The organism is Bradyrhizobium sp. USDA 336 (genome assembly GCF_044908355.1).
GTDB lineage: Bacteria > Pseudomonadota > Alphaproteobacteria > Rhizobiales > Xanthobacteraceae > Bradyrhizobium > Bradyrhizobium yuanmingense.
In genome coordinates this window covers 5197728-5222897 of record NZ_JBIYDC010000002.1, presented here as the reverse complement: position 1 = coordinate 5222897, position 25170 = coordinate 5197728, and the positions used below count along the sequence as shown (strand labels likewise).

The 25170-nt window shown below is 65.1% G+C and carries 26 protein-coding genes; 16 read left to right on the top strand and 10 right to left on the bottom strand.

The window, feature by feature from the left end:
• The first annotated feature begins 52 nt into the window (after nt 1–52).
• Nucleotides 53–781: a TetR/AcrR family transcriptional regulator gene (locus ABIA45_RS25495; RefSeq protein ID WP_404654204.1), complete on the top strand. Its 729-nt coding sequence runs from the start codon at nt 53–55 to the stop codon at nt 779–781.
• On the top strand, nt 778–2334 hold the full coding sequence (locus ABIA45_RS25490) for a long-chain fatty acid--CoA ligase (RefSeq protein ID WP_404654202.1): 1557 nt from the start codon (nt 778–780) through the stop codon (nt 2332–2334). The genes ABIA45_RS25495 and ABIA45_RS25490 overlap by 4 nt, the downstream gene beginning before the upstream one ends.
• 91 nt (nt 2335–2425) lie before the next feature.
• Here the strand turns inward: ABIA45_RS25490 and ABIA45_RS25485 are convergent, their stop codons facing one another.
• Nucleotides 2426–3367, bottom strand: coding sequence for an SDR family NAD(P)-dependent oxidoreductase (locus ABIA45_RS25485; RefSeq protein ID WP_404544467.1), 942 nt, complete (start codon nt 3365–3367; stop codon nt 2426–2428).
• 72 nt (nt 3368–3439) lie between these two features.
• Here ABIA45_RS25485 and ABIA45_RS25480 point away from each other — a divergent pair, with 72 nt between their 5' ends.
• Together ABIA45_RS25480 and ABIA45_RS25475 are read left to right on the top strand one after the other, a co-directional pair.
• On the top strand, nt 3440–4096 hold the full coding sequence (locus tag ABIA45_RS25480; protein WP_404544464.1) for a TetR/AcrR family transcriptional regulator: 657 nt from the start codon (nt 3440–3442) through the stop codon (nt 4094–4096).
• A 118-nt stretch (nt 4097–4214) separates the two neighbouring features.
• Nucleotides 4215–4889, top strand: a complete 675-nt coding sequence (locus tag ABIA45_RS25475) for an alpha/beta family hydrolase (protein ID WP_271539659.1) — start codon at nt 4215–4217, stop codon at nt 4887–4889.
• 3 nt (nt 4890–4892) lie between these two features.
• On the opposite strand, the gene ABIA45_RS25470 is transcribed toward ABIA45_RS25475, so the two are convergent.
• Nucleotides 4893–5867 (bottom strand): ketopantoate reductase family protein, encoded by a 975-nt coding sequence (locus ABIA45_RS25470; protein ID WP_271539658.1) that lies wholly within the window; start codon nt 5865–5867, stop codon nt 4893–4895.
• A 151-nt stretch (nt 5868–6018) separates the two neighbouring features.
• Here ABIA45_RS25470 and ABIA45_RS25465 point away from each other — a divergent pair, with 151 nt between their 5' ends.
• Nucleotides 6019–6822 (top strand): enoyl-CoA hydratase-related protein, encoded by an 804-nt coding sequence (locus ABIA45_RS25465; protein WP_404654201.1) that lies wholly within the window; start codon nt 6019–6021, stop codon nt 6820–6822.
• 104 nt (nt 6823–6926) lie between these two features.
• On the top strand, nt 6927–7817 hold the full coding sequence (locus ABIA45_RS25460) for an NmrA family NAD(P)-binding protein (RefSeq protein ID WP_404654200.1): 891 nt from the start codon (nt 6927–6929) through the stop codon (nt 7815–7817).
• Between the two features lie 24 nt (nt 7818–7841).
• Here the strand turns inward: ABIA45_RS25460 and ABIA45_RS25455 are convergent, their stop codons facing one another.
• Nucleotides 7842–8114 carry a hypothetical protein gene (locus tag ABIA45_RS25455; RefSeq protein ID WP_404654199.1) on the bottom strand — a complete coding sequence of 91 codons (273 nt, stop codon included), beginning with the start codon at nt 8112–8114 and terminating at the stop codon, nt 7842–7844.
• A gap of 112 nt (nt 8115–8226) precedes the next feature.
• Here ABIA45_RS25455 and ABIA45_RS25450 point away from each other — a divergent pair, with 112 nt between their 5' ends.
• The 4 genes from ABIA45_RS25450 (at nt 8227) to ABIA45_RS25435 (ending at nt 12503) form a co-directional block, all read left to right on the top strand.
• Complete coding sequence (locus ABIA45_RS25450) at nt 8227–9594, top strand: FAD-dependent oxidoreductase (RefSeq protein ID WP_404654197.1); 1368 nt, start codon at nt 8227–8229, stop codon at nt 9592–9594.
• 30 nt (nt 9595–9624) lie between these two features.
• On the top strand, nt 9625–10629 hold the full coding sequence (locus tag ABIA45_RS25445; protein WP_404654195.1) for an ABC transporter substrate-binding protein: 1005 nt from the start codon (nt 9625–9627) through the stop codon (nt 10627–10629).
• Nucleotides 10630–10912: 283 nt separating this feature from the next.
• Nucleotides 10913–11686 carry an ABC transporter ATP-binding protein gene (locus ABIA45_RS25440; RefSeq protein WP_404654194.1) on the top strand — a complete coding sequence of 258 codons (774 nt, stop codon included), beginning with the start codon at nt 10913–10915 and terminating at the stop codon, nt 11684–11686.
• Nucleotides 11679–12503, top strand: coding sequence for an ABC transporter permease (locus tag ABIA45_RS25435; protein WP_271539627.1), 825 nt, complete (start codon nt 11679–11681; stop codon nt 12501–12503). Before ABIA45_RS25440 ends, ABIA45_RS25435 begins: the two co-directional genes overlap by 8 nt.
• Before the next feature lie 120 nt (nt 12504–12623).
• On the opposite strand, the gene gtdA is transcribed toward ABIA45_RS25435, so the two are convergent.
• Nucleotides 12624–13664 (bottom strand): gentisate 1,2-dioxygenase, encoded by a 1041-nt coding sequence (gene gtdA, locus ABIA45_RS25430; protein ID WP_271539625.1) that lies wholly within the window; start codon nt 13662–13664, stop codon nt 12624–12626.
• A 224-nt stretch (nt 13665–13888) separates the two neighbouring features.
• Between gtdA and maiA the strand changes: the two genes are divergently transcribed.
• Both maiA and ABIA45_RS25420 read left to right on the top strand, forming a co-directional pair.
• The gene (gene maiA, locus ABIA45_RS25425; protein WP_157285820.1) at nt 13889–14521 is read left to right on the top strand and encodes a maleylacetoacetate isomerase; all 633 of its coding nucleotides are present in this window, start codon (nt 13889–13891) and stop codon (nt 14519–14521) included.
• The gene (locus ABIA45_RS25420; protein ID WP_198399897.1) at nt 14511–15023 is read left to right on the top strand and encodes a MarR family winged helix-turn-helix transcriptional regulator; all 513 of its coding nucleotides are present in this window, start codon (nt 14511–14513) and stop codon (nt 15021–15023) included. Before maiA ends, ABIA45_RS25420 begins: the two co-directional genes overlap by 11 nt.
• A 149-nt stretch (nt 15024–15172) precedes the next feature.
• Here ABIA45_RS25420 and ABIA45_RS25415 read toward each other — a convergent pair whose 3' ends face one another.
• From ABIA45_RS25415 to ABIA45_RS25400, 4 genes are all read right to left on the bottom strand, one after another.
• Nucleotides 15173–16786: a benzoate-CoA ligase family protein gene (locus tag ABIA45_RS25415; RefSeq protein WP_404654193.1), complete on the bottom strand. Its 1614-nt coding sequence runs from the start codon at nt 16784–16786 to the stop codon at nt 15173–15175.
• Nucleotides 16783–17934 (bottom strand): FAD-dependent monooxygenase, encoded by a 1152-nt coding sequence (locus tag ABIA45_RS25410; protein ID WP_404654192.1) that lies wholly within the window; start codon nt 17932–17934, stop codon nt 16783–16785. Before ABIA45_RS25410 ends, ABIA45_RS25415 begins: the two co-directional genes overlap by 4 nt.
• Before the next feature lie 187 nt (nt 17935–18121).
• Nucleotides 18122–18337 (bottom strand): hypothetical protein, encoded by a 216-nt coding sequence (locus ABIA45_RS25405; protein ID WP_128265055.1) that lies wholly within the window; start codon nt 18335–18337, stop codon nt 18122–18124.
• Nucleotides 18338–18470: 133 nt separating this feature from the next.
• Nucleotides 18471–18830, bottom strand: a complete 360-nt coding sequence (locus tag ABIA45_RS25400) for a hypothetical protein (protein WP_404654191.1) — start codon at nt 18828–18830, stop codon at nt 18471–18473.
• A gap of 40 nt (nt 18831–18870) precedes the next feature.
• On the opposite strand from ABIA45_RS25400, the gene ABIA45_RS25395 reads away from it, so the two are divergent.
• Entirely contained in the window at nt 18871–19143 is a 273-nt protein-coding gene (locus tag ABIA45_RS25395; protein WP_404654190.1) for a pentapeptide repeat-containing protein, read from the top strand.
• 328 nt (nt 19144–19471) lie between these two features.
• Here the strand turns inward: ABIA45_RS25395 and ABIA45_RS25390 are convergent, their stop codons facing one another.
• Both ABIA45_RS25390 and ABIA45_RS25385 read right to left on the bottom strand, forming a co-directional pair.
• The gene (locus tag ABIA45_RS25390; RefSeq protein ID WP_404654189.1) at nt 19472–20479 is read right to left on the bottom strand and encodes an NADP-dependent oxidoreductase; all 1008 of its coding nucleotides are present in this window, start codon (nt 20477–20479) and stop codon (nt 19472–19474) included.
• 182 nt (nt 20480–20661) lie between these two features.
• Entirely contained in the window at nt 20662–21456 is a 795-nt protein-coding gene (locus tag ABIA45_RS25385; RefSeq protein ID WP_404654187.1) for a RimK family alpha-L-glutamate ligase, read from the bottom strand.
• Nucleotides 21457–21829: 373 nt separating this feature from the next.
• On the opposite strand from ABIA45_RS25385, the gene ABIA45_RS25380 reads away from it, so the two are divergent.
• The 3 genes from ABIA45_RS25380 (at nt 21830) to ABIA45_RS25370 (ending at nt 24938) form a co-directional block, all read left to right on the top strand.
• On the top strand, nt 21830–22603 hold the full coding sequence (locus ABIA45_RS25380) for a ferredoxin--NADP reductase (RefSeq protein WP_128265051.1): 774 nt from the start codon (nt 21830–21832) through the stop codon (nt 22601–22603).
• Nucleotides 22604–22911: 308 nt separating this feature from the next.
• Entirely contained in the window at nt 22912–24600 is a 1689-nt protein-coding gene (locus tag ABIA45_RS25375) for an FMN-binding glutamate synthase family protein (protein WP_404544432.1), read from the top strand.
• Nucleotides 24601–24698: 98 nt separating this feature from the next.
• Complete coding sequence (locus tag ABIA45_RS25370; RefSeq protein WP_036014228.1) at nt 24699–24938, top strand: PilZ domain-containing protein; 240 nt, start codon at nt 24699–24701, stop codon at nt 24936–24938.
• Nucleotides 24939–25170 lie beyond the last annotated feature (232 nt).

Genomic DNA, 25170 nt, shown 5'->3' with positions numbered 1-25170 from the left:
TTACCCCTGGGTAACATATCGTCCGATCTCCACCAGAGTCAACCGATCGACCATGGATTCAGCTCCGCCGTCATCGCCTTCGCCCTGGCTGCCGTTCGAGAGCCGGCGCCGCGCCCGCGATGAGAAGCGCGAGGCGGTGCTGCGCGCCGCCGTGCAGCTGTTCCTGGAGCAGGGCTATCATCGCGTAACGCTGAACGAGGTTGCGGACCGGCTGAACATCACCAAGCCCGCGCTGTACAATTACTTCCGGGGCAAGGACGAAATCCTGTTCGAATGCTGGTCAATGGGCGCCGAGCTCGTCGACGGCGTGATCACGGAGATCAACGCCGGCGGCGGTTCGGGTCTCGCCAAGCTGCGCAAGCTGGTGCATGCCTATGCCGAACTGATGGCGACTGATTTCGGCGCGAGCCTGGTGCGTTTCGATCTGCGCGACCTGACCGAGCGGAACGCCGGTGTCGCACGCGCCGCCAAGAGGCGGATCGACGCCACCTTTCGGCGATACATTGCCGCGGGCATTGCCGACGGTTCGATCAGACCTTGCGATCCCAAGCTTGCAGCCTTCGCGATCGCGGGTTCGCTCAATTGGATCGGCCATTGGTATCGGCGGGAGGGCAACCTGTCGCCGACCGCGATCGCCGACGAGTTCACGGTGCGGCTGACGGACGGCCTGGCGGCCGAGGTTCGGCTGCAAATGGCAAGGAAGACGCCGAGGGCGCCGCAAGGGCGCAACTCAGGACGCAAAGCAACAGGGAAGAAACGCACGGGAGGAGGAACGGGATGAACATCACGCACGGACTGCGCAGGGCGCTGCAGATCAATCCGAATGGGCTGGCGACCGTTTATGGCCAGCGGCGGCGCAGCTGGGGCGAGCTCGGCGAGCGCGTTACACGGCTGGCCGGCGGCCTGCGCACGCGCGGCGTCGGGAACGGCGACCGTGTTGCGGTGCTGTCCTTCAATTCCGACCGCTATCTCGAACTCTACCTGGCGACCGGCTGGGCGGGCGGCGTGATCGTGCCGCTCAACATCCGCTGGAGCGCTTTGGAAAACGAGGATGCGCTGCGCGACTGCCGTGCCTCCGTTCTCTTGGTCGACAAGGCCTTTGCGCAGGTCGGTGCGCAGCTCGCCGGCGCCATTCCGGGGCTGAAGCTGATCTATGCCGACGATGGCGAGGCGCCGGCGGGGATGGAGAGCTATGAGGATTTGGTTGCGGGCAGCGCTCCGGTGCCCGACGCCATGCGCAAAGGCGATGATCTCGCCGGCATCTTCTACACCGGCGGCACCACCGGCCGTTCCAAAGGCGTGATGCTCGGTCACCGGAATCTGATGGCCAATGCGCTCAACGCACTCGGCGAAGGCCTGTTTCCGGCAAGTGCGATCTATCTGCATGCGGCACCGATGTTTCACCTTGCCAACGGGGCGGCGATGTATTCGCTGCTGCTCTCCGGCGGCTCGAACGTGATCGTTCAGGGCTTCACGCCCGAAGGCGTGATGGCTGCGATGCAGAACGAGCGCGTCACAGACGTGCTGCTGGTGCCCACGATGATCCAGATGTTCGTCGATCACCCCGCGATCGGCAAATATGACCTGTCGTCCCTGAAGAACATCATTTACGGGGCCTCGCCGATCAGCGAGGCGGTGCTCGACCGTGCCGCGCGCGCGCTGCCGCATGTGCGCTTCACGCAGGCCTATGGCATGACCGAATTGTCGCCGATCGCGACGCTGCTGCACCCCGACGAGCATGTCGGGGAGGGGCGCAAAAAGGGGCGCCATCGCGGCGCCGGCCGCGCCACGATCGGTTGCGAGGTGCGGATCGTCGACGAGAACGACCAGCCGCTGCCGGCGGGCGCCGTCGGCGAGATCGTGGTGCGCGGCGACACAGTGATGATGGGCTATTGGGAGCGGCCGGAGGAGACCGCGCGCGCCGTCGTCGACGGCTGGATGCACACGGGCGACGGCGGCTACATGGACGAGGACGGATTCATCTATGTCGTCGACCGCGTGAAAGACATGATCATCTCTGGGGGCGAGAATGTGTACTCGGTCGAGGTGGAGAACGCGCTGGCGCAGCATCCGTCGGTGCTGCAATGCGCCGTGATCGGAGTTCCCAATGAGCAATGGGGCGAGCAGGTCCATGCCGTCGTGGTCAAACGCAGCGGCGTAGAGGTTTCGACCGGCGAGCTGATCGAGTTCACGAAGACGTTGATTGCCGGCTACAAATGTCCCCGCAGCATCGAGATCACCGAGACGCCGCTGCCGTTGTCCGGTGCCGGCAAGGTGCTGAAGCGCGAGCTGCGCAGGCCGTTCTGGGAGGGGCGGGAGCGGCGGGTCAGCTGACGGCTCCCGCGCGTTACGGCATGCGCGCCGAGGACGGCGGCAGGTACGCCCACGGGATCGCCATGAATTGTGTTTTCAGGCTGCGTCCGATCTAGCCATGAGCCGTCTTGCCTCCGTCGATCACGAACTGGCCGCCGGTCGTGTAGGGATGATCGTCTGAGGCGAGCACCAGCGCAAAAGCCGCGATCTCCTCGGGCGTCGCCAGGCGCTGCAACCCCGGGACGTTGGATTTAGCCCATTGCGCGATGCCGACGTGCCAGGCGGCATCGGGCAGGCCCTCCATGCCGGCGAGCCGGCGGATCATCGGGGTATCCGTGGTGCCGGGGATCAAGGTGTTGATGCGGATGCCATGCTTTGCGTAGTCGAGTGCTGCGGCCTGCACCAGGCCGACCAGTCCGCGCTTGGCCGCAGAATAGGCCGAGCGCTTGGCCGAGGTCGCAATGGCGTTCGACGAGGAGGTGACGACGATCGATCCGCCTTTCTCCAGCATGTGCGGGATTTGGTACTTCATTGACAGGAACACGCCGCGCAGATCCGTGCCGATCACGTCGTCGAATTCGGCCGCGCTAAATTCATGCAGCGGCTTCTCGATGGAGATGCCGGCATTGTTGAAGGCGACGTCGAGCCGTCCGTAGCGCGCGATCGTCGTGTCGACCAGCGCCTTCACCTCGGATTCGTGGCGCAGGTCGGCGCGAATGAAGACGGCCTCGCCGCCGGACGCGCGCACCTCGGTCTCCACCTGCTTGCCACGGTCGGCGTTGCGCCCGCAAAAGGCGACCCGGCCGCCCTCGGCGGCGAACATCAGCGTTGCGGCCCGCCCGATTCCGGAGGTGCCGCCCGTGACGATGACGATCTTGCCCGCGAACCTTTGCTTGCCGCTCGGCTTCTGCTGCGGCAGCGCTGCGCCCTGGCCGAGCGCCACGCCGCCGGCGAGGCCGCCGACGGCACCTGCGAGCATGCCGAGGGCCGCGCTCCCGACCAGATGACGCCGCTTTACGGGATTGCTCGCGGTGATATTCTGTATTTCGGTCATTTCGAACTCCGGTCCGCTCAATCTGAACAGTGTTAAGATAGATATGCTGCAATCTGAACAGTGTCAAGTTACATGAAGAAACGGGCCCCCGCCGCCAAGCGCAGCACTGCTCCGACCCGGCCAAAGCCGGAGGTCGGATACCATCACGGCGAATTGCAGGAGGCGCTGATCGCCGCGAGCGAAGCCATTCTCGCCGAGCAGGGTGCGGAAGCCTTCACGCTGCGCGAAGCCGCACGCCGCGCCGGCGTTTCGCCGGCCGCGCCGTCGCATCATTTCGGCAACGCCCAGGGCCTTCTCACCGAAGTGGCGATCCGCGGCTACGACGCGCTTGCCGGCGCCTTGCGCGAGGCGGCCTCCGGCGAGCAGGGCGTCCGCGACAAGCTCCATGCCCAGGGGCTTGCCTATGTCGATTTTGCGTTGAGGCATCCCGGCCGTTTTCAGATGATGTTTGCCAACAAGCGGCTGGTTGCCGACGATGCGCGCCTGAAGCAGGCGAGCAGGGCCGCCGGCCATGCGTTCGAGGTCGTCGTCGCCGAGCTCACCGGCGGCACCGCGAAGGAGGCGAAGACGGCGGCTGCGGCGGCCTGGTCAACCGTTCACGGCTTTGCCAAGCTTGCGCTCGAGGAGAAATTCGGCTCTGTGAAGAACGAGGCCGGACGCCGCGAGATCATGATGACGCTCGATCAGGTCCTGAACTATCTCTGGCCCGCGAGCGGCACGCGTCGCTAGAGCATGATCCGGAAAAGTGTGAAGCGGTTTTCCGGAAAGATCATGCGCAAACAACAACCTAAAGCGCGATGACGTTCATCCAGATCTCATTGCGCTTTAGATGCAAATCGAGGCGGTCATGACGGGCAAGACGACAGAGCTCAAGTTTGACATCGAGCGCATCGGCACGGTCTCGGCGATCCTGACGCAGCCGACCCACGCGCGCGCCTGCTACGTCCTGGCGCACGGCGCCGGGGCTGATATGCGGCATTCCTTCATGGAGAAGGTTGCAGCCGGCCTTGCCCAGCGCGGCATTGCGACGTTCCGCTTCAATTTTCCTTACATGGAAGCGAAGAAGGGACGTCCTGACCCGCCCGCAATCGCCCACGCGAGCGTGCGCGCAGCGGTCGCGGAGGCGGGGCGGCTCTGCCCCGGGCTGAAGCTCGTTGCCGGCGGAAAATCGTTCGGAGGCCGCATGACCTCGCAGGCGCAGTCGAAGTCGCCGCTCCCCGATGTCAAAGGGCTGGCCTTCCTCGGCTTTCCCCTCCATGCTGCCAAGAAGCCGTCGAGCGAGCGCGCCGAGCACCTCGCTGCAATCGCGATTCCCATGCTGTTCCTGCAAGGCACACGCGATGAGCTTGCCGATCTTGCCCATCTCGAGCCCGTCATCGAGCGGCTCGGGCGTAAGGCGACACTGCATGAGGTCGCAGGCGGCGACCATTCGTTTGCGGTGCTCAAGAAGTCCGGCCGGACCAATGACGAGGCGCTCGGCGAGGTTCTGGACACGCTCGGGGCCTGGATCGATGCGCTCTGAGGCTCACGCGGAATAAAGCCCCTTGTCGCGTGCCTTCTGAATCGCGAGGGCGGCGATCAGGTCGAGCGTCGGCGTCGACAGGCCGGCGGTGCGCGCGAAGGCCTGGGGCGCCTTCACCAGCACGTCGATCTCCATGGCACGGCCGAGTTCGTAGTCCTGCAGCAGCGAGGGCTTGTGGTTGGGGGCGGGGCCGCTGCGGCTGGCACGCTTGACCTCGGGAATGAAGTATTGGGCGATCTCATTGGCCTCGTTCAGCATGCGCGGAATCACCTCCGTGAAGGCGGAGTCGTCGCGCACGCCGCGCGCGGTCTGGCCGGTGAGCAGGCACAGCACCGACAGCGACATGTTGGTCAGCAGCTTTGACCAGATCGCCTCGCGGATCTCGGCCACCGGCGGCGATTCCAGCCGCGCGTCGTTGAAGACACCGCGCAGCCTGGTGATGCGCTCGCAATTGCGGTCGTCGCACTCGCCGATCAGGAGCCTATTGCGGTCCGGGGTCAGGTTCTGCACCACGCCGGGCGCGATCACCTCGTTGGAGGAGAAGATCACGCCGCCGACGATCCGCTCCTTCGGGATGCAGGCACGCAGGCGTCCGCCGGGATCGAGGAATGAAATGTCCGGCGGTGCCGGGTGCCGCGGAGGCAGGCCGATGCCGTACCACCAGGGAATGCCGTTTTGAGCGAACACGATCGCAGTGTCGTCCTGGAGCAGCGGCTTGATGCTGGAAACCAGCCCTTGAAGCGCGGTCGCCTTCAAGGTCGAGATCACGACGTCCTGCGGGCCGAGCTGGGCCGGATCGCCTGACGCGTTCACCTTGGCGCCGACCTCGGAATCGCCGACGCGCAGCTTGAGGCCACCCGCGCGGGCTGCCTCCAGATGCGCCCCCCGCATCACGCAACTGACCTCATGGCCGGCGCGCGCCAGCCGTACCGCAATGTGGCTGCCGACGGCGCCTGCGCCGAAAATGCAGATGCGCATATTGATATCCCGTATCCATCCCGTGGTGTCGCCCGCAGCCAGCATGACACAAGCCGCCATGCGATGGACGCGGCCACCCTACGCCGGAAAGATATGGATCAGGGCAGGCGCGCTCAGCCATAGTGTGCGGCAAACAACCGGAGGACCGCCGATGACTGCCAGCCCCGTCCTGTGGAGCCTCGATGAACGCGGGGTTGCGACCGTCACGTTGAACCGGCCGGAGGTCAACAACGCCTATGACGGCGCGCTGATCTCAGGCGTGCTCGCGGCCATGGACGACCTCGGCAGCAAGCCCAATTTGCGCGTCGTCGTGCTCCGGGGCAACGGCAAGCACTTCCAGGCCGGTGCCGACCTCAAATGGATCAACAGTGTGCGTCCGCAATCGCGCGAGGCAAACGAGGTGGCCTCGCGGGCGACGTTCGAAGCCGTGCAGCGGCTCAACACGTTGCCGATTCCCACCGTCGCGTTGGTGCAGGGCGGCTGTTTCGGAGGGGGTACCGGCGTCATCGCGGCCTGCGATGTCGTGATTGCCGCCGACAACGCCCTGTTCTCGATCGCCGAGGTGCGCTGGGGCCTGACCGCCGCGATCATCATCCCGCAGCTCTGCGATGCCATTAGTGTACGGCAAGTCCGCCGTTACGCGCTCACCGGCGAACGCTTCGGCGCCGAAGACGCCCGCCGCATCGGCCTCGTCCACGAGGTGGTGCCGCTCGCCGATCTCGAGGCTGCAGGCGCCAAGATCGTCGAGCAGCTGCTCGCCAACGGACCAGAGGCCATGGCCGAAACCAAGCGGCTCGCGCTGGAGAGCTCGTTCGGCGGCATGGCCGTGGACGATGACGCTTACACCCGGCTCGTGCAATTGCACTCGCTCAAGCGCCAGAGCGCCGAGGCAGCGGAGGGACTGGCGTCATTCGCCGAGAAACGGGCAGCGAGGTGGGGCGCCGACAAAAGCTGAGGGATGCGACGAGGTGCGGCTCGAAAAAGTGGGCTATGGGGGTATCGCGCGGAACTGCGGACGGGGCAGAAGATTTACCCGATTCAGCCTTATGGAGCGCGCCGATGTTCATTGTGATTGGGGCAAACGGGCGTATCGGATCGGCCGTCGCGTCGAGGTTGCTCAATGCGGGGCGACCGGTTACAGCCGTGCTTCACAGCAACAACAACGAGGCCGATTGGCGCAGTCGCGGTGCGCAGACCGCGGTTGTCGATGTGCGCGACACCGACGGCTTGCGCGCGGTGTTCAGAACGGGCAAGCGCGCTTTCCTGCTCAATCCGAACGCCGACATCTCCACCGACACCGATCGTGAAGAGCATGCGACCGTCAGGAGCATCGTGGCGGCGCTCGAAGGATCCGGGCTCGAAAAGGTCGTCGCCGCATCTACCTATGGCGCCCAGCCGGGAGAGCGCTGCGGCGATCTCAATGTTCTCTATCATTTCGAGCAGGCGCTTGCCGCCCAACCGATACCAGCGACCATCCAGCGAGGCGCCTACTACATGAGCAACTGGGACCAACTGCTCGATGCGGCGAAGTGCGGCATGTTGCCGACCATGCTGCCCGCAGACATGAAGATCCCAATGGTCGCGCCCCCCGATCTTGGCAAGGCGGCCGCGCGCCATTTGTTGGAGCTGCCCCGCGATCAGGACGTGCATCATGTCGAAGGACCCGAGCGGTATTCGCCGCGGGATGTCGCGGATGCTTTCGCGGCCGTGCTCGGCCATCCGGTGAAGGTCGAGGTCATCCCGCGTGATCAATGGATCGCGGCTTATAGAAAGCTCGGCTTGTCCGCCGCGGCGGCGGAGTCTTATGCGCGAATGACCGCGGTCAGCGTCGACAGCGGCTTTGCCATGTCGGAGCCGTTCGAACGCGGCGAGACGACGCTCGAAGACTATATCGGCGCTCTTGTCGCCCAGTCGCGCGGCTCGCACGCTGCTGCCAGCAGAGTCCTGTGACCGCCCAAATTGCAGTGCTCGTGGTCAGCAGCCGCGGCAGATGTTGTTGATGCTGCGATAGACGGCATCATCATCCTGTCGCAATTGGCGCAGCGTTTCGAGCGCTTTGCCGTCGTCGACCGCAGGTGCAGGCTTGCGCTTCGCGGCTAGCTCCTCCTCCTGCCGCTTGTAGCAGGCCTCGCGATCGGGCTTGGCGGGGATGAAGCGGCAGTTTTGCTCCACGGCCGGGGCGGGAACGGCCGAGATCGCGAGGGCGATAGAAGCGGCGAAGCAGTATCTGACGATGATCGACTCCATGCCTGCACTTGTCTCAGATCGACCGTTAGCGAGCAACCGCGATCTTGCGGGCATGAGGGCCGCCGGCTAAGCCGTGATCCAGTTCGAACCAGATTCCGGGAAGGAACGCGCCATGCGGGCCACGACGATCGACGAACCAGCGCGCAAAGTACCGCTCTACGGCGAGTATGAAGTCGTCGTGCTCGGCGGCGGCCCGGCCGGCATCGTGGCGGCGGCCGCAGCGGCGCGCGCGGGGCGGAAGACGCTGCTGATCGAACGTTACGGTTTTCTCGGCGGCATGGGCACTGCGGCCGGCGTCACCAATTTCTGCGGCCTCCACGGCAATGTCCATGGCGAGCACCGGCGGCTTGTGCAGGGTCTGGCGTCGGCGCTGTTGGCGCGGATCGATCGCTTGAACGGCCTCAATGCGCCGCATCTGATCCTCGGCAAGGTTTTTGCCCAGGCCTATGACACCGCCGCCTACAAGATCGCGGCCGACGAGCTGCTCGCCAGCCACAAGGTGAATATGCTGTTCCACGCGCTCGGCGCCGGCGTCGTCATGGCCGAGGAGCGCCGCATCGACGCGATGCTGGTCGAGACCAAGGCCGGCCGGCAGGCGGTGCGCGCGGAGATCTTCATCGACTGCTCCGGCGACGGCGATCTTGCTGTGTGGGCCGGCGCGCCGTTCGAGATCGGCGACGCGCACGGCCATCCGCTCTACCCCTCGATGATGCTGCGTCTCAACGGCATCGACCCCGCCAAGGCCGGCGAAGCCTGGCGCACCATTCCGCAATTGATGGAAAAGGCCTCCGCGGCCGGCACCCACACATTCCCGCGCAAAAGCGCGATCGTGCGGCCACAGAAATCCGGCATCGAATGGCGGGTAAACTTCACCCAGATGGCGCGCGAGGACGGCCACGCCATCAACGGGATCGAGCCCGACGATCTCACCCGCGGCGAGATCGAGGGCCGCAAGCAGGCGCTCGCCGCGTACGAATTCCTGCGCAGCGCGGTGCCGGGCTTCGAGAAGTCCTACATCGTCGACCTGCCGCCACAGCTCGGCATCCGCGAGACACGCCGCATCAAGGGTGGCTACCAGCTCAGCGGTGAGGACGTGCTCGGCTGTGCCTCGTTCGCGGATTCCATCGGCGTCAACGGCTGGCCGATCGAGGCCCATGTGCCCGGCGACGTCGTCTTCACCTTCCCGCCGATCCCGGAATCGCGCGGCTATAATGAGCTGCCTTACCGGATGCTGGTCCCTGAGGGCGTCGACAACCTCCTGGTCGCCGGTCGCTGTGCCTCGATGACCCACGAGGGCCAGTCGGCCGCGCGGGTCTCCGGGGCCTGCTTCGCGATGGGTGAAGCCGCCGGTTCCGCCGCCGCGCTGGCGCTGTCCGGAAACCGGATTCCGCGCGAAATCCCCATTGAAAAGTTGCAGGAAACGTTGAAACAACAGGGCGCCTTCATCGGACGGGACCAGGCGGTGCCCGAAGGCCTGTAACGCACTGCAAGACAAAGCGGAGGAAACGGGATGATCGGGATTGCGCGGCTCGCAGTAGCGGGCCTGATGGCGATCATGGCTATGGGCACGGCACGGGCCGAGGATGCGCTGAAAGCCAAGGTCGGCGTGCTCCGCCTGTCCTCGTCGGCGCCGGTCTTCATCGCGCTGGACAAGGGCTATTTCCGTGAGGCCGGCCTGGAGGTCGAGCTGAAGTTCTTCGACGCGGCGCAGCCGATTGCAGTCGCCACCACCTCGGGCGACGTCGATTTCGGCGTCACCGCCTTCACCGCCGGGCTCTACAATCTCGGCGGCAAGGGGGTGCTGAAGGTGATCGGCGGCATGAGCCGCGAGAAGCCGGGCTATCCCCTGATCGGCTATTTCGCCAGCAACAATGCCTATGCGAGCGGCTTGAAGACGCCGAAGGACCTTGCGGGCAAGCGCGTGGCGATGACGCAGGTCGGATCGAGCTTCCATTATTCGCTCGGCCTGCTCGCCGACAAATACGGCTTCAAGCTCGCGGACGTGAAAATCGTGCCGCTGCAATCGCTGTCGAATGCCGCCGCTGCGCTCAAGGGCGAGACCGTCGATGCCGCGTTGCTGCCGATCTCGACCGCACGAAAGCTGATGGACGAGGGCGGCGCGAAATTCCTAGGCTGGGTCGGTGACGAGACGCCGTGGCAGCTGGGCGCGGTATTCGCCGCGCCGAAGACGCTGGCCAACAAGGCGCTGGTGACGAAATTCCTCGGCGTGCTCGCGAAAGCCGACCGCGAATATCACGACGTCATCCTCACAGCGATGAAAGACGGTGTCGCCCCGATCAACGACAAGACCAGGCCGCTCCTGGAGATCATCGCAAAGTACACCAACCTGCCGGTCGAGCAGGTGGTCGGCAACTGCGCCTATATCGATCCCGACGGCAAGCTCGACGTGAAGAACGTCGACAACCAGATCAAATGGCTGCAGGAGCAGGGCTTCGTCGACAAGGGCTTTGATGCGGAAGCGATCATCGCGAAGGACTATGTGAAGGCGGATTGATGCTGATTGTGCAAACTCCCGCGGCAGGCGATCTGCCACCCTCCCCTGGAGGGGGAGGGTCGATCGCACCGGCGATGCGCAGCATCGTCCCGAGCGAGCGGGGCGGGGTGAGCCACGGCGGTGGTCTATCTGTCGTTTGCTCAGGCCAGTCGTGGAAAGTTCGAGAGCAGGCATCAGCGCAGTCGTGGATAGACTGTCACCCCACCCCGGTTTGCATTTCGCTTCGCTGCATGCAAACCGATGCTCCCCCTCCAGGGGAGGGTGAAGAAAGTGGGTGCGCTTCATGGACCTGATCGCCAGCCACATCTCCCATCGCTTCGGCGATCTCGCCGTGCTCGACGACGTCTCCTTCGCCGTCAGTGCCGGCGAGGTGGTGGCGATCGTCGGGCCGTCCGGCTGCGGCAAGAGCACGCTGCTGTCGATCCTCGGCGGGCTGCTGCAGCCGACCTCCGGCGCGCCGGAGCTGCGCGGCGCGCCGCCGGCGGACAGTCTCAATCCGCTGACTTTCGTGTTCCAGGACTTTGCGCTGCTACCCTGGGCGACGGTGGAGGAGAATGTTGAATTCCCGCTGCTGCACACAAAGCTCTCGGCCGCGCAGCGCCGCGCGCTGGTCGAGGATGCGCTGCGCCGCACCGGCCTCACCGATTTTCGCCAGACCTATCCAAAGCAGCTCTCGGGCGGCATGCGCCAGCGCGTCGGCATCTCGCGCGCGCTCGCGGTGAAGCCCGCGATCCTCTTGATGGACGAGCCGCTCTCGGCGCTGGATTCGCAGACCCGCGAGCTGCTGCTGGAGGATTTCATCCGCCTGCTCGCCGATGGCGGCATGGGCGCGGTCTACGTCACCCACAATCTCGAAGAGGCCGCGCGGCTTGCCGATCGCATCGTGGTGCTGTCACGCCGGCCCGGTCGTATCCGCGAGGTCGTCACCGTGCCGATGACGCGCGCGGCCCGCGGCGAAGCGGGGGCCCGCGAACAACTGCTGGCCCTGCAGAACCAGATCTGGTCGCTGATCCGCAACGAGGCGATCGATGCCGAGCGCGAGGTCCAGCATGCTTGATCGCGCGGCGACGGGCACGACGGCCAAGGATGAGCCGACGCGGCGCGTCCACTTTCGTGGCGCCGGCTTCGTGCCCGCGTCGAGCCGGTATGGCGGCTGGATCGCGCTCGGCCTCCTCCTCGCGATCTGGCAAGCCGCCGGCAGCGCCGGCCTTGTCAATGCGCTGTTTCTGCCGACTCCTTCCGCAATTGTCCGCGCGATCTATCAGCTCGCCGTTTCCGGGGCACTCTGGCAGCATGTTTCGGCTTCGCTGCTGCGGATCGGCGTCGGCTGGCTGTTGGGAACGGCGGCCGGAATCGCCGTCGGCTTCGCCATCGGCCTGTCGCGTCTCGCGCGCAGCGTCGGCATCACCTTCATCTCGGCGCTGTTTCCGATCCCGAAGATCGCGCTGCTGCCGCTGCTGATTCTCTGGCTCGGCATCGGCGAAGAGCCGAAGATCGCGACCATTGCGTTAGGGGTGTTCTTCTCGACTGCGATCTCGGTCTATAGCGGTGTCGATGCGGTGCCGCGCAACCTGATCCGCATGGCGCAGAGCTTCAACGTTCCGTTCGCCACCATCGTGCGCAAGGTGATCTGGCCCGGCGCGCTGCCGGCGATCCTCGCGGGCTTCCGCATCACCGCCTCCGTCGCGCTGCTGCTGGTCGTCAGCGCCGAGATGATCGGCGCCCAATACGGCATCGGCGCCTTCGTGCTGCAGGCGGGCAACCTGATGCAGACCGATCAGCTGCTCGCGGGCGTCGTGATCCTGTCGGTGTTTGGGCTGGCGGTGGGCAAGGTGATCGGCTGGCTGGAGATGCGGCTGTTGCACTGGCGCTAGATACGATCACCGGCGCCGTAGGGTGGGCAAAGCGAAGCGTGCCCACCATTCCTTCATGAGTCGCGAAAACGTGGGCACGGCGCAAGGGCGCCTTTGCCCACCCTACGAGACCGGCGACCGTCACGCGTTTCCACGATCTTCCCTGAACAGATCCAGCTTCTGCTGCACCGGCCGATCCGAGAAGCTGAACAGCACGGCGTCCTCATCCGCCTCGTGTGTCACCCAGTGCCAGCTCGGCACCACGAATAGATCGCGCGGGCCCCATTCGAACACGGTATCGCCGATGCGGCTGCGACCGCGTCCTTCGATCGGGCAGAACACGGTGGCGTCCGTCGAACGATAGCGCGTGGTCTTAAAACCCTTGGGCAGCAGCTGGATGAAGGTGCCGATGGTCGGCATTGCGAAATCGCCGGTCTCGGGGTTGCTGAACTTCAGCTTGAGGCCGTGGCAGGCGTCCCATTCCTGGCTCGTCCTGGCCTTCTCCAGCGCCTCGCGGGTGTAGGCATAGGGATAGCTGAAGATGGGCGACGTCTTCGAGCTCCGCTTCACATCGACGGGCAGGAGGTTGTGGCCGTAGCGGGCAAAGCTGTCGCCAGCAGGCTTTGTGATCTTCTGCTGGTCTTCGTTCGCGCCTTCGGCAAAGGAGCAGTCGAAGAACTGCACCAGGGGGATGTCGAGGCCGTCGAGCCAGAACATTGGCTGGTCGGTCTCGTTGGAATGATCGTGCCAGGTCATCGAGGGCGTGATGATGAAGTCGCCGGGCTCCATCGCGGTGCGCTCGCCGTCCACCGCGGTGTGGGCGCCCCTGCCTTCGAGCACGAAGCGCAGCGCCGACTGGCTGTGCCGGTGCGCAGGCGCGACGTCGCCGGGCACCACCATCTGCACGCCGGCATAGAGGGAGGTCGTGATCTTGGATTGCCCGCGCAGCCCCGGGTTCTCCAGCACCAGCACGCGCCGCTCGGCTTCCTTGGCGGTAATGAGCTTGCCGGCCTCCGTCATGTAATCGCGGATGACGTCGAACTTCCAGAGGTGAGGCCGGCACGCGCTTTTCGGCTCCGGCGTGATCAGGTCGCTCATCACCGTCCACAGCGCGGTGAGATTCTCGCCGTCGATCTTCCGGTAGAACGCCTCGCGTTCCGGCGTCTTGGTCACGGCTTCCATGAATGAGCCTCCCGTTCATTGTTGATTGACAGTATACTGACAATCTATATAGCGTCAACTTGACGAACGACACACAAAGGTCGTGTCATTCCGGGGCGCACCGCAAGGCGCGAGCTAGGGTGCGCAATTGCGCACCTGAGAATCCATACTCCCGATCGTGGTTATGGATTCCGGGCTCGACGCTGGCGCGTCGCCCCGGAATGACAAAAGCAGGGAGGCTCTCAATGAAGCTGCACGGCTATTTCCGCTCCAGCGCCGCCTATCGCGTGCGGATCGCGCTGAACCTGAAGGGGCTCGGCGCCGAGCATCTGCCGCATCATCTGCGCAAGGGCGAGCAATGCGCCCCCGGCTATCTCGCCATCAACCCGCAGGGCCTGGTGCCGGCGCTGGAGGACGATGCGGGTGGCGTGCTGACGCAATCGGTGGCCATCATCGAATGGCTCGACGAGACCCATCCCAATCCGCCGCTGCTGCCGAAGGATCCGCTGCGCCGCGCCAGGGTGCGGGCGTTTGCGCTAGCGATCGCCTGCGACACCCATCCGGTGCAGAACCTGAAAGTGCTGGCGCGGCTGCGTGAGCTGGGTCTGCCCGAAGAGAAGGTCCAGGACTGGGCCGCCTGGGTCAACCGCGAGGGCCTGTCGGCCTGTGAGATGCTGATCAAGGACGAGAAGGGCCCGTTCTGCTTCGGCGATGCGCCGACGCTGGCCGATCTCTGCCTCGTGCCGCAGCTCGGCAATGCCCGCCGCTTCGGCGTCGACGTCTCCGCCTATCCGCGCCTGCTCCAGGCCGAGGCCGCCGCCAAGGCGCTGCCGGCATTTGCCGATGCCGCGCCGGAGAAGCAGCCCGATGCCGAGTAAGCCGCCCCCTCCGATCACGATCGACGCGGTCTATGCCGCGCCGGGCTATCTGTTCCGGCGCATGCAGCAGATCGCGGTCTCGATCTTCATGGAGGAGTGCAAGGCGTTTGATCTCACGCCGGTGCAATATGCCGCGCTGGTCGCAATCCACACCCATCCCGGCATCGACGCGACGCGGCTGTCGGCGGTGATCGCCTTCGACCGCTCGACGCTCGGCAGCGTGATCGAACGTCTGCAGGCCAAGGCCTATATCGAGCGCAAGCCGGCACCCGAGGACAAGCGGATCAAGCTGCTCTATCTGACCAAGTCGGGCGCTGCGATCCTGCGCGAGATCATCCCCGCCGTCGAGCGCGCACAGGCCCGGATGCTGGAGCCGCTCAAGCCCGCCGATCGCAAGGCGCTGATGGGGCTGCTGGCGCAGCTGGTTGATCTCAACAACGAAGCCTCCCGCGTGCCGCTGCGCGCGGAGGACGCGCTGGAGCATCTTGGGAAGGGTGCGTGAGGGGGCGCCCCGGCCAGCCCAGAGCGCGATCTCGTAGGGTGGGCAAAGGCGCGAAGCGCCGTGCTCACGATCTCTCTCCTATTGGGGAATGGTGGGCACGCCCGCTTTGCCCACCCTACGATCGCGGTGCGCGGAACTCCGTCCTCGCCTCACATCCGCAGCAACGCCTGCCGATCGATCTTCCCCGTGCCGGTCTTCGGCAACTCGTCGATGAAGATCACCTCGCGCGGATATTTGTACGGCAGCAGCCTGCCCTTGACATAGTCCTGCAGCCTGCGCGTCGCCTCACTCTGGTCGACCGCGCGGTTGTTCATCACCACCACCGCCTTCAGTGTCATGCGACGGTCCGGCAGCTCGGCGGCGAACACCGCGCATTCGCGGATGTCGGGGTGATCGGCGAGGCACAGCTCGACCTCGAGCGGATAGACCCACTGGCCGGAGATCTTGATGAGATCGTCGGCGCGGCCGCGGAAGAAGTGGAAGCCGTCGGCATCCCGCACGAAGCGATCACCGGTGTAGATCCAGCCGCCCTCGCGGATCGTCTCGGCGGATTTGTCCGGCCGATTCCAGTACAGCGGCGTGTTGGAATCGCCGCGCACCCACAGAATCCCTTCCTCGTTGTCGCCGACGTCGCGGCCGTCCTTGTCGCGCAGCGCGACCTCGTAGCCGGGAACGCGCAGACCCGCGGCGCCGAGCTTCTTCTGCTCGGGCCGGTTGGAGAGATAGATGTGCAGCACCTCGGTCGAGCCGAGGCCTTCGACGATTTCGAGCCCCGTGAGCGTCTTCCAGCCGTTGAAGACCTCGGCCGAGAGCACCTCGGCGGCGGAGAGCGCCATGCGCAGCGACGAGAAATCCGTCTTGTCCGCGCCCTCGGCCTTGGTCAGCGCGGTGTACAGCGTCGGCAGGCCGAAGAAGACCGTCGGCTTGTACTGCTCGATCGCCGCGAAGATCGACGTAGGCTTCGGCTGGCCCGGCAGCAGCAATGTTGCGGCGCCGGCCGAGAACGGGAAGGTGACGGAATTGCCGAAGCCATAGGCGAAGAAAATCTTCGGCACCGAGAAGCAGATGTCGTCAGGCGTCAGCTTCAGCACGTTCCGCGCAAAGGCGGCATCGGTGTAGGCCATGTCGTGCTGCAGATGCACGATGCCCTTGGGCCGCCCGGTCGAGCCGGAGGAGTACATCCAGAACGCCATTTCGTCGCGCTGTGTCGGCGCTTCCGCCAGCTCGGCAGGGAATTGCGCGAGCCAGTTCTCTACCGCGAGCGCCTGCGGCGCCGCGTGCTCGCCGGCCACGCCATTGGCGACGATCAGCGTATGCAGCTTGGTCTCCCTGCAAGCCTCGGCATTGAAGCGGGCTACGAATTCTGCATCCGCCACCGCGACGGTCGCGCCGGAATCGGCGAGGTAGAATTGCAAGAGGTCCGGCGGCGTCAGCGTGTTGATCAGGAGCGGCACGAAGCCGGCGCGCACCGCGCCGAAGAAGGCGGCCGGATAGGCCGGTGTGTCGTCGAGGAACAGCAGCACGCGGTCGCCGCGCTTCAGGCCGAGCGACGCAAGGCCGTTGCCCCAGCGGCAAGCCTCGTCGCAGAGCTCGGCATAAGTCCGTGTGCCCGCGGAGCCGATCAACGCGCGCTTGTGGCCGCGGCCCTTGGCGAGATTCTCGAACAGGATGCGGCTGGCGTTGTAGATGTCAGGGACGGCAAAGCCGATCTCGCGTGCGCCCTCGCTGTCGGCGGGCACCTGATCGAAAATCGCGTTGCTCATGCCTCGCCTCCGCCATTGTCCCCGCCATTCCTGGCCGCTTGATAGCGGGCCATGAAGGCCGGCGACATCGCACGCAGCCGGGAATCGTCGATGCGGCCGGAGCGGGTGATGTAGCTGTAGGCGAAGTCCATCAGGGGAAGCTTCATGTGCTCGGCGAAATGTTCGTACCAGAACGCACTGGTGCGCGCCGCGTTGACGAGCTTCTGCACGATGGGCTTGCGCGCGGCCTGATAGCGATGCAGCGCGGTCGCAAGATGCGCATCCGACTCCAGCGCCTTGACGAGGGCGATGGCGTCCTCGATCGCGAGCCGCGTGCCCGAGCCGATCGAGAAATGTGCCGAATGCAGGGCGTCGCCGAGCAGCACCATGTTCTTGAACGACCAGTGCTCGTTCCAGATCCAGGGAAAATTGCGCCAGACCGATTTGTTGGAGACGAGGCAATGGCCGCCGAGCGTGTCGGCGAACACCTCCTCGCAGACGCCCTTGGACTGCTCGACGTCCTTGTAGGCGAACCCATAGGCCTGCCAGGTGGCGTAATCGCATTCGACCAGGAAGGTGCTCATGGTCGGCGAATAGCGGTAGTGATGGGCGTTGAAGGCGCCGCGCTCGGTCTTTACGAAGGTCTGCGACAGCGTGTCGAAGCGCTTCGAGGTGCCGTACCAGACGAACTTGTTGGATGAGTAGGACAGCGAGGTGCCGAAATCGCCCTCATAGGCGCGGCGCACCAGCGAGTTCAGTCCGTCGGCGGCGACGATCAGATCGTGGCCGTTGAGCTGGTCGATCGCCTGGATCTGCGTGTCGAAGCGCGGGGTCACGCCGACATCAAGCGCGCGCTGCTGCAGGAATCTGAGCAGATCCAGCCGCCCGATCGATGAGAAGCCGACGCCGTCGATTGCGACGCTGTCGCCATGCAGGTGCAGCGTGATGTTCTCCCAGCTCTCCATGTGCGGGGCGATCGCATCGACCGTCTCGGGGTCGTCCGCGCGCAAGAAGTCCAGCGCTTGGTCGGAGAACACGACGCCAAAGCCCCAGGTCGCGTCGGCCGGGTTCTGTTCGAACAGGTCGACCTGATCCTCGGGGTGACGCTTCTTCCAGAGATAGGCAAAGTAGAGCCCGCCGGGCCCCCCGCCAATCACGGCGATCCGCAACGTCTGCCTCCCTAATTGACAGTATACTTACTATCTAGGGGTAGACTAATGTGCTCCGGCGTCCGGCGCCAGCGGAATTATCGGCAGCGCGCGGCACGCCAAAGCACGTGTCCGGACACGCGTTTTGCGGGTCCGAAACCGTCAGGTGCGAATCATAGCCAAACCGGGGCGGATTGGCCACCAGGGGTCAGACGCAGCGCTTCACATAGACCCCGTTCACCAGAACCCTGGTGCAGCGGACCGCCGGCACCGGCTTGCGGACGACCACGGCCGCATTCGGTCCGACGCAGCCGGCGCGAACGACGCCGCGTGCGCACACCACCGCATTGGCGTCGGTGGCCTCGAAGGTCATGGTGGCGGCGAAGGCGAAGAGCGCAGAAGCAACGAGCAGCAATGAACGCATGTTGTCCTCCCGGGGCTTGTCGTGGTCGTAGCGGCCTTTCAAACAAGGATCGGTTAGTTTACGCCTCAGCACGCGAAAACCTTCGCGTCACGCACCGCAATTCATGCCGCGGACGAATTAAGCCCGCTCGGTCTCATCGCGCCGCGAAAGGCGCGAGCACCTCTTTGCAGGCCGGCGAGAGCGATGCCGCCCGGTTGGAAATGCATTGGATGATCCGGCCGCCGCCGGGCGCCACGCCGGCGCAGAGGGTGCGGATGTCGGCGCCGCAAGCTGACCTGACGATGAACAGCTCTTCGCGCGGCAGCAATGGTCGCAGCGTGATCGTGGCCGGCGCCGCGGCGGCCGCGGGAGCTGCTGCGGTCGGAGCCGCGCCTGCGGGCGCTGCGGCTGCTCCGCCACCGAATGCTGCATTCACGGCCTTGGCGCAACCGGCCGACACCTTCGCCTTGTTCTTCTCCAGGCATTCGATCGCGGGCGCGCCGCCGGGCGGCACGCTGGCGCAGACCTTGGGATAATCGCTGCGGCAGGCGCTCTTGATCGCCGAAACCTGTGCGGGGCTCGGCTGCTTTGCTGCTGCCGCCTTCGGCGCCGCCGCCGCTCCCGGCTTGGAAGCTGGCGCGGCAGCGGGCGCCGCTTCCGTTTTCGCCGGTTCAGACTTGGCAGGTTCAGACTTGGCAGGTTCAGATTTGGCCGGTTCAGATTTGGCGGGCGCTGCTTCGGTCTTCGGCGCGGCGGCCGGTTCGACCGCGCGAACCGCAGTCTGGCAGCCCGACGACAGGCTCGACATGTTCTTGGCGAGGCATTGATACGCCTCCACTCCGCCAGGCGTCACGCTCGAGCAATGCGCCATGAAGTCGGAGCGGCATGCGGACCGGATGGCGCTTTTCTGGGCCTCGGTCTGCGCGAACGCTCCCGTTGCAGTTGCGAAGAGTGCTGTCGCCAGCAACGCCGTGCGCGTCGATGCATGCTTCAACGTGTTGAACATTTGAATGAATTCCTGCCCGATCGGGAATACCGACCATTCTGAAAAAGATATGCATGCGCAATCGTCGCGAGGGTCAGCTCGCGAGCGGCATCTTTGGCCGCTTCGGCCTCTACCGCAAGTCAATTATGCCGACGCAATTGGGGGCGCGACTACGTCGTCAGTCTCACCATGCGCTTGCCGCGATTCTCGCCTGCGAGCAATCCGATCAGCGCTTTCGGCGTGTTCTCGAGTCCGTCGAGAATGTCCTCCTGCACCTTGAGCTTGCCGGATTTCACCCAGGCCTGGAGATCGGCGAGCGCGCGCTCGCTGTCCTTCATGTAGTCCATCACGATGAAGCCCTGCATGGTCAGCCGCTTCACCACGATCAGGCCGGGCACGCCGCGCGGGCCATGTGCGGCAGGCGCGCCGTCATATTGCGAGATCGCGCCACAACAGGCGATGCGGCCGTAGTTGTTCATCTGCGGCAGGCAGGCTTCGAGGATGTCGCCGCCGACATTGTCGAAATAGACGTCGATGCCTTTCGGCGCCGCTGCGCGCAGCGCCTTGAACACCGCGCCGTCCTTGTAGTCCACGGCGGCATCGAAGCCGAGCTCGGAGGTCAGCCAGTTGCACTTGGCGGCGCCGCCGGCGATGCCGACGACGCGGCATCCCCTGATCTTGGCGATCTGTCCGACGATCGAGCCGACCGAGCCTGCGGCCGCGGAGACCACGACCGTCTCGCCCTCCCTGGGCTTGCCGATCTCAAGCAGGCCGAAATAAGCGGTGAGGCCCGCGATGCCGAACACGCTGAGCAGGTGCGTCATCGGCTCGAGCTTCGGCATTCTGGTCAGATGCTTCGCCGGCACGGCGGCAAATTCCTGCCAGCCGGTGTCGCCGAACACGATGTCGCCGGGCGCAAGCCCCGCTGCCTTCGAGTTGACGACCTCGGCGATGGCGCCGCCGGCCATGACGCTGTTGGCTTCGACGGCGGAACGATAGGTCGCGCCGTGCATCCAGGCGCGGTTGGCCGCGTCGAGCGAGATGTAGCGTACGCGCAGCAAGGCCTCGCCGTCCTTCGGCTCCGGCATCGCGCCTTCGACCATCCTGAAATGTTCGGGACCGAGCTTGCCGCTGGGCTTTTCCACCAGCAGGATCTGGCGATTGATGTTGCCGCTCATGGCGTTTCCCTTTTCATTTGCTTGACGATCATTGATGCAGCCGCCGCAAGGAAAGCGTGCAAGCCGCATGCGTCGTGCGCTGCATGAAGGCTAGATCGCCGCTTTCCATTTCACAATGGGAACATCCCGAAAACGCGACCGCACGCAGAAGGGATTGCAGCTTGCGCTTGGCGCTCGGAGCGTCACGCAAACACCCGGTCAAGCGCCGCGTCATATGTCGCCTGCACCAGCTCCGGGTGCAGCTTGCCGAGCGCCTCCATCATCACGCCGGAATTGATCTCGAGTACCTTCCATTCGCGGTTCACCCGAACCACGTCGATCGAAGCAAAGACGATGCCGATGGCGCGCGCGGCATCGATCGCGAGCTTTGCGCAGGCCGCGCGGACTGCGCCGTGCTCCAGCAGCACCGGCTTTGCGCCGGCATCGAGATTGTGCCGCCAATCCGGGCCGCGCTGCTTGCTATAGACGACGAGCGGAGCATCATCGAGCAGCACCACGCGGACCTCCTCCTCGATCGCGACATAGGGCGAGATCACGAGCCCCGTGCTCATCGAGAAGACCTCGTCGGCGGCGTGGTCGAGCTCCGCCTCCGTCGTCACCTTGAAGACCGAGCGCCCCGATGTTCCCTCGTTCGGCTTCACCACCACACCGTGCGGATTTTCGGCGAGCAGCGCCAGCATCCCCTCGCGCCAATCGGCGCCGGCGACATGCACGCCCAGCTTCGGGTTGAGGAACAGCCGATGCGGAACGCAGGGCACGGCCGCCAGCGTCAGCGCCTCGGCGGTCGCAGACTTGTCGTTGGCGAGCCGATGGGCAATGGCGCTGTTCAGGCCGATGTCGTAGCCGAAGGCGAAATGGCGTGTCGGTCCCCGGCGCATCGCGATGAGCCAGCCACCGGAGCGGACATCGACCGCGATGCCCCGCTCCGCGCAATAGCGCCTGATCGCCTGAACGAAGATCCGCTCGCCGCTTGCCATGGTGTTTCGTCGTTCCTGGCGCCAAAAACCGCAAAAATGCGGGCGCCGGCGCCAAGCCGGGTGAGAATTCAGAGCTATTCTTAATGAAATTCTTGCGAGCGCGCCGGAAATTAAGTGCTGCAATGAAGGCCGGGAGGGAAAAGAAATTATCCTCCGCGCGCGCCAGGCAGCAGATTCCTTAATGATGTGACCAGTTCTGCCGCAAATGCTGGTTTGACCGGCATCAATTGCATCCGAAAGGAGGTTGATTATTGGTCTCAATGGCGTAGATCACACACGCGAATCCTCCGCCATGGCAAATGGTGACCGCCCGATTTCAGGGCCGGGCAACGCTTTTGCCCTAAAACCGCAGTTATTCGGAATATCGAGAATCATGAGCGCGTTTTACCGAGAGAAGGTTCTTTCCGTCCACCACTGGACCGACACGCTGTTCAGCTTCCGCGCCACCCGCGATACCGGCTTCCGGTTCCAGAACGGCCAGTTCGCCATGATCGGCCTCGAGGTCGATGGCCGGCCGCTGCTGCGGGCCTACAGCATGGCGAGCGCCAACCACGAGGAAGAGCTCGAGTTCTTCTCGATCAAGGTGCAGGACGGTCCGTTGACCTCGCGCCTGCAGAAGATCAAGGAAGGCGACACCATCCTGGTCGGCCGCAAGGCGACCGGCACGTTGATCACCGACAACCTGCTTCCCGGCAAGCGGCTGATGCTGCTCTCGACCGGCACCGGCCTTGCGCCCTTCGCCAGCCTGATCAAGGACCCCGAGGTCTACGACCAGTTCGAGTCTATCGTGCTGGTGCATGGCTGCCGCCAGGTCTCCGAGCTCGCCTATGGCGAGAAGCTGGTCGCGACCCTGCGCGAGGATGAGCTGTTCGGCGAGCTGCTCGCGGATAAGCTCGTCTATTATCCGACCGTCACCCGCGAGCCGTTCAAGAACCGCGGTCGCATCACCGACCTCATCAGCTCCGAGCAGATCTTCAACGACATCGGGCAGGGCCCGCTCGACATCGCAACCGACCGCATCATGATGTGCGGCAGCCCGGCGATGCTGGAAGAGCTGAAGCAGATGTTCGAGAGCCGCGACTTCGTCGAAGGAAGCGGCAACAAGCCCGGCCATTTCGTGATCGAGAAGGCCTTCGTCGAGCGCTGAGCGCTACGCGCTCGCGTCCGCAGCGCCCCTTCGCCGGTGCGCTGCAGAGCCGGGGTCCATCTCGCCGCATCGTATGCTGTTGCATTCTGGGTCCCGGGTCTGCGCTTGCGCTTGCCCGGGACACTGCATGGCTTGCGCCGCCTCCAGCCTGACCCCATCCGACCCCTCTGCTGCACCGCAAAATCCGTCCATCCGGCTGATTGATTTGTCTCGGCCGAATTCGCTAGCCTGAAACAAGGGCGGCGTCATATCCGTATGACAGGCGCGGGCGTATCGTGACGCCTTCTGCTGGCGAGAGGATCGGAATCGTGGCCGACGACAACAAGACGCATGCATCCCCGAAACGCCTGCCGCTGGCGGAGGAGGGGATCATGGAAACCCTGCTGCTGCCCTTCTCGCCGCGCTTCATCGTGCTGACGATCTGCGCGGTGGTCACCGCGCTCCTGATCGGTATCGGCATCTCCGACGGCAAGATCTTCGACATCCTGCTGATTCCGATCCTCATCTTCGGCGCGCTGACCCTGCTCGGCGTCCGCGATCTTCTGCAGAAGAGCCACGCGGTGCTGCGCAACTACCCGATTTCGGCGCATATCCGCTTCTTGCTCGAAGAGATTCGCCCCGAGATGCGGCAATATTTCTTCGAGAGCGAGAAGGACGGCATGCCGTTCTCGCGCGACACCCGCGCGGTGGTCTATCAGCGCGCCAAGATGGAGCTCGACAAGCGTCCTTTCGGCACCCAGGAGGACGTCTATCGCGAGGGCTACGAGTGGATGCATCACTCGGTCTCGCCGAAGGCGCATGCCACGGAGAAATTCCGTGTGGTGATCGGTGGGCCGGACTGCGCAAAGCCCTATTCGGCCTCGGTGTTCAATATCTCGGCGATGAGCTTCGGCGCGCTCAGCCCGAATGCGGTGCGGGCATTGAATGCCGGCGCCAGGAAGGGCGGTTTCGCGCACGACACCGGCGAGGGCGGCGTCAGCCCCTATCACCGCGAGATGGGCGGCGACATCATCTGGGAGATCGGCTCGGGCTATTTCGGCTGCCGTCATCTCGACGGCAGCTTCGATCCCGAAGCGTTCGCGCGCGTCGCCGGCGACGACCAGATCAAGATGGTCGAGCTCAAGGTCAGCCAGGGTGCCAAGCCAGGCCATGGCGGCGTGCTGCCGGCGGCCAAGGTCTCCGAGGAGATCTCCAAGATCCGCGGCGTCGCCATGGGCGAGGACTGCATCTCGCCGGCCTCGCACCGCGCCTTCTCGACGCCCGTGGGCATGATGCAGTTCATCGCCGAGATGCGCCGCCTTTCGGGCGGCAAGCCGGCCGGCTTCAAGCTCTGCATCGGCCATCCCTGGGAGTTCCTGGCGATCTGCAAGGCGATGCTTCAGACCGGAATCTATCCCGATTTCATCGTCGTCGACGGCAATGAGGGCGGCACCGGCGCGGCGCCGCTTGAGTTCATGGATCATCTGGGCATGCCGATGCGCGAGGGCGTCAATTTCGTCCACAACGCGCTGGTCGGCATCAATGCGCGCGACCGCATCAAGATCGGCGCCTCCGGCAAGATCGCGACCGCCTTCGACATGGCGCGCGCCATGGCGATCGGCGCCGATTGGTGCAATTCGGCGCGCGGCTTCATGTTCTCGCTCGGCTGCATCCAGTCGTTGAGCTGCCACACCGACCGCTGCCCGACCGGCGTGGCGACGCAGGATCCGACGCGGGCGCGCGCGCTCTACGTGCCGCTCAAGATCGACCGCGTGCACAATTATCACCATGCCACGCTGCACTCGCTGACCGAGCTGATCGCCGCGGCAGGGCTCGAACATCCGCAGCAGCTGCGGCCGATCCATTTCAGCCAACGGACGTCGACGACCCAGGTGAAGTCGTTCGCGCAGCTCTATCCGGCGCTGCGTCCGGGCGAGCTGCTCGAAGGCACGGAAGACCCGCGCTTCCGCGACGCCTGGCAGATGGCGCGCGCCGAGACGTTCCAGCCGGCGTTGTAAGATGCGGGCTGCGGCTGCCGTCGGCCGGGGACCTCAAACTGCCGAGAGCGGAGGGTAGGGTTTAACGGCTGGTTCAACTTTGGGTGTAGATTCGGCCCATGGACGAGCGACGCGACAAGGCCCGACATCGCGTGCTGAAGGCCGGGACGATCGAGTTCGGCGGTGGCGCGATCGACTGCACCGTCCGCAATCTCTCCGATACCGGCGCCGCACTCGACGTTGCCAGCCCCGTCGGCATTCCCGATCACTTCACCCTCTTCGTCCAGGCCGACGGCACGCATCGGACCTGCACAGTGGTCTGGCGCAAGGAAAAGCGGATCGGGGTCAGGTTCGGGTGACGCTCGGCGTTCGACGCGCGCTCTAGCGTCAAACTCCGCTGTCGTCCCGGGGCGCGACGAAGTCGCGAGCCCGGGACCCATAACCCCAGGGAGAAGTTGCAAGCGCGAGCTGGCAACTCCGAGCCTTCGCCAAACTCTTCCCTGTGGTAATGAGTCCCGGATCAGCGCTCCGCTCTCGACAACGCAACGCGTTGTCGAGAGCTGCGCTTGTCCGGGACGACGGCGGAGGGTG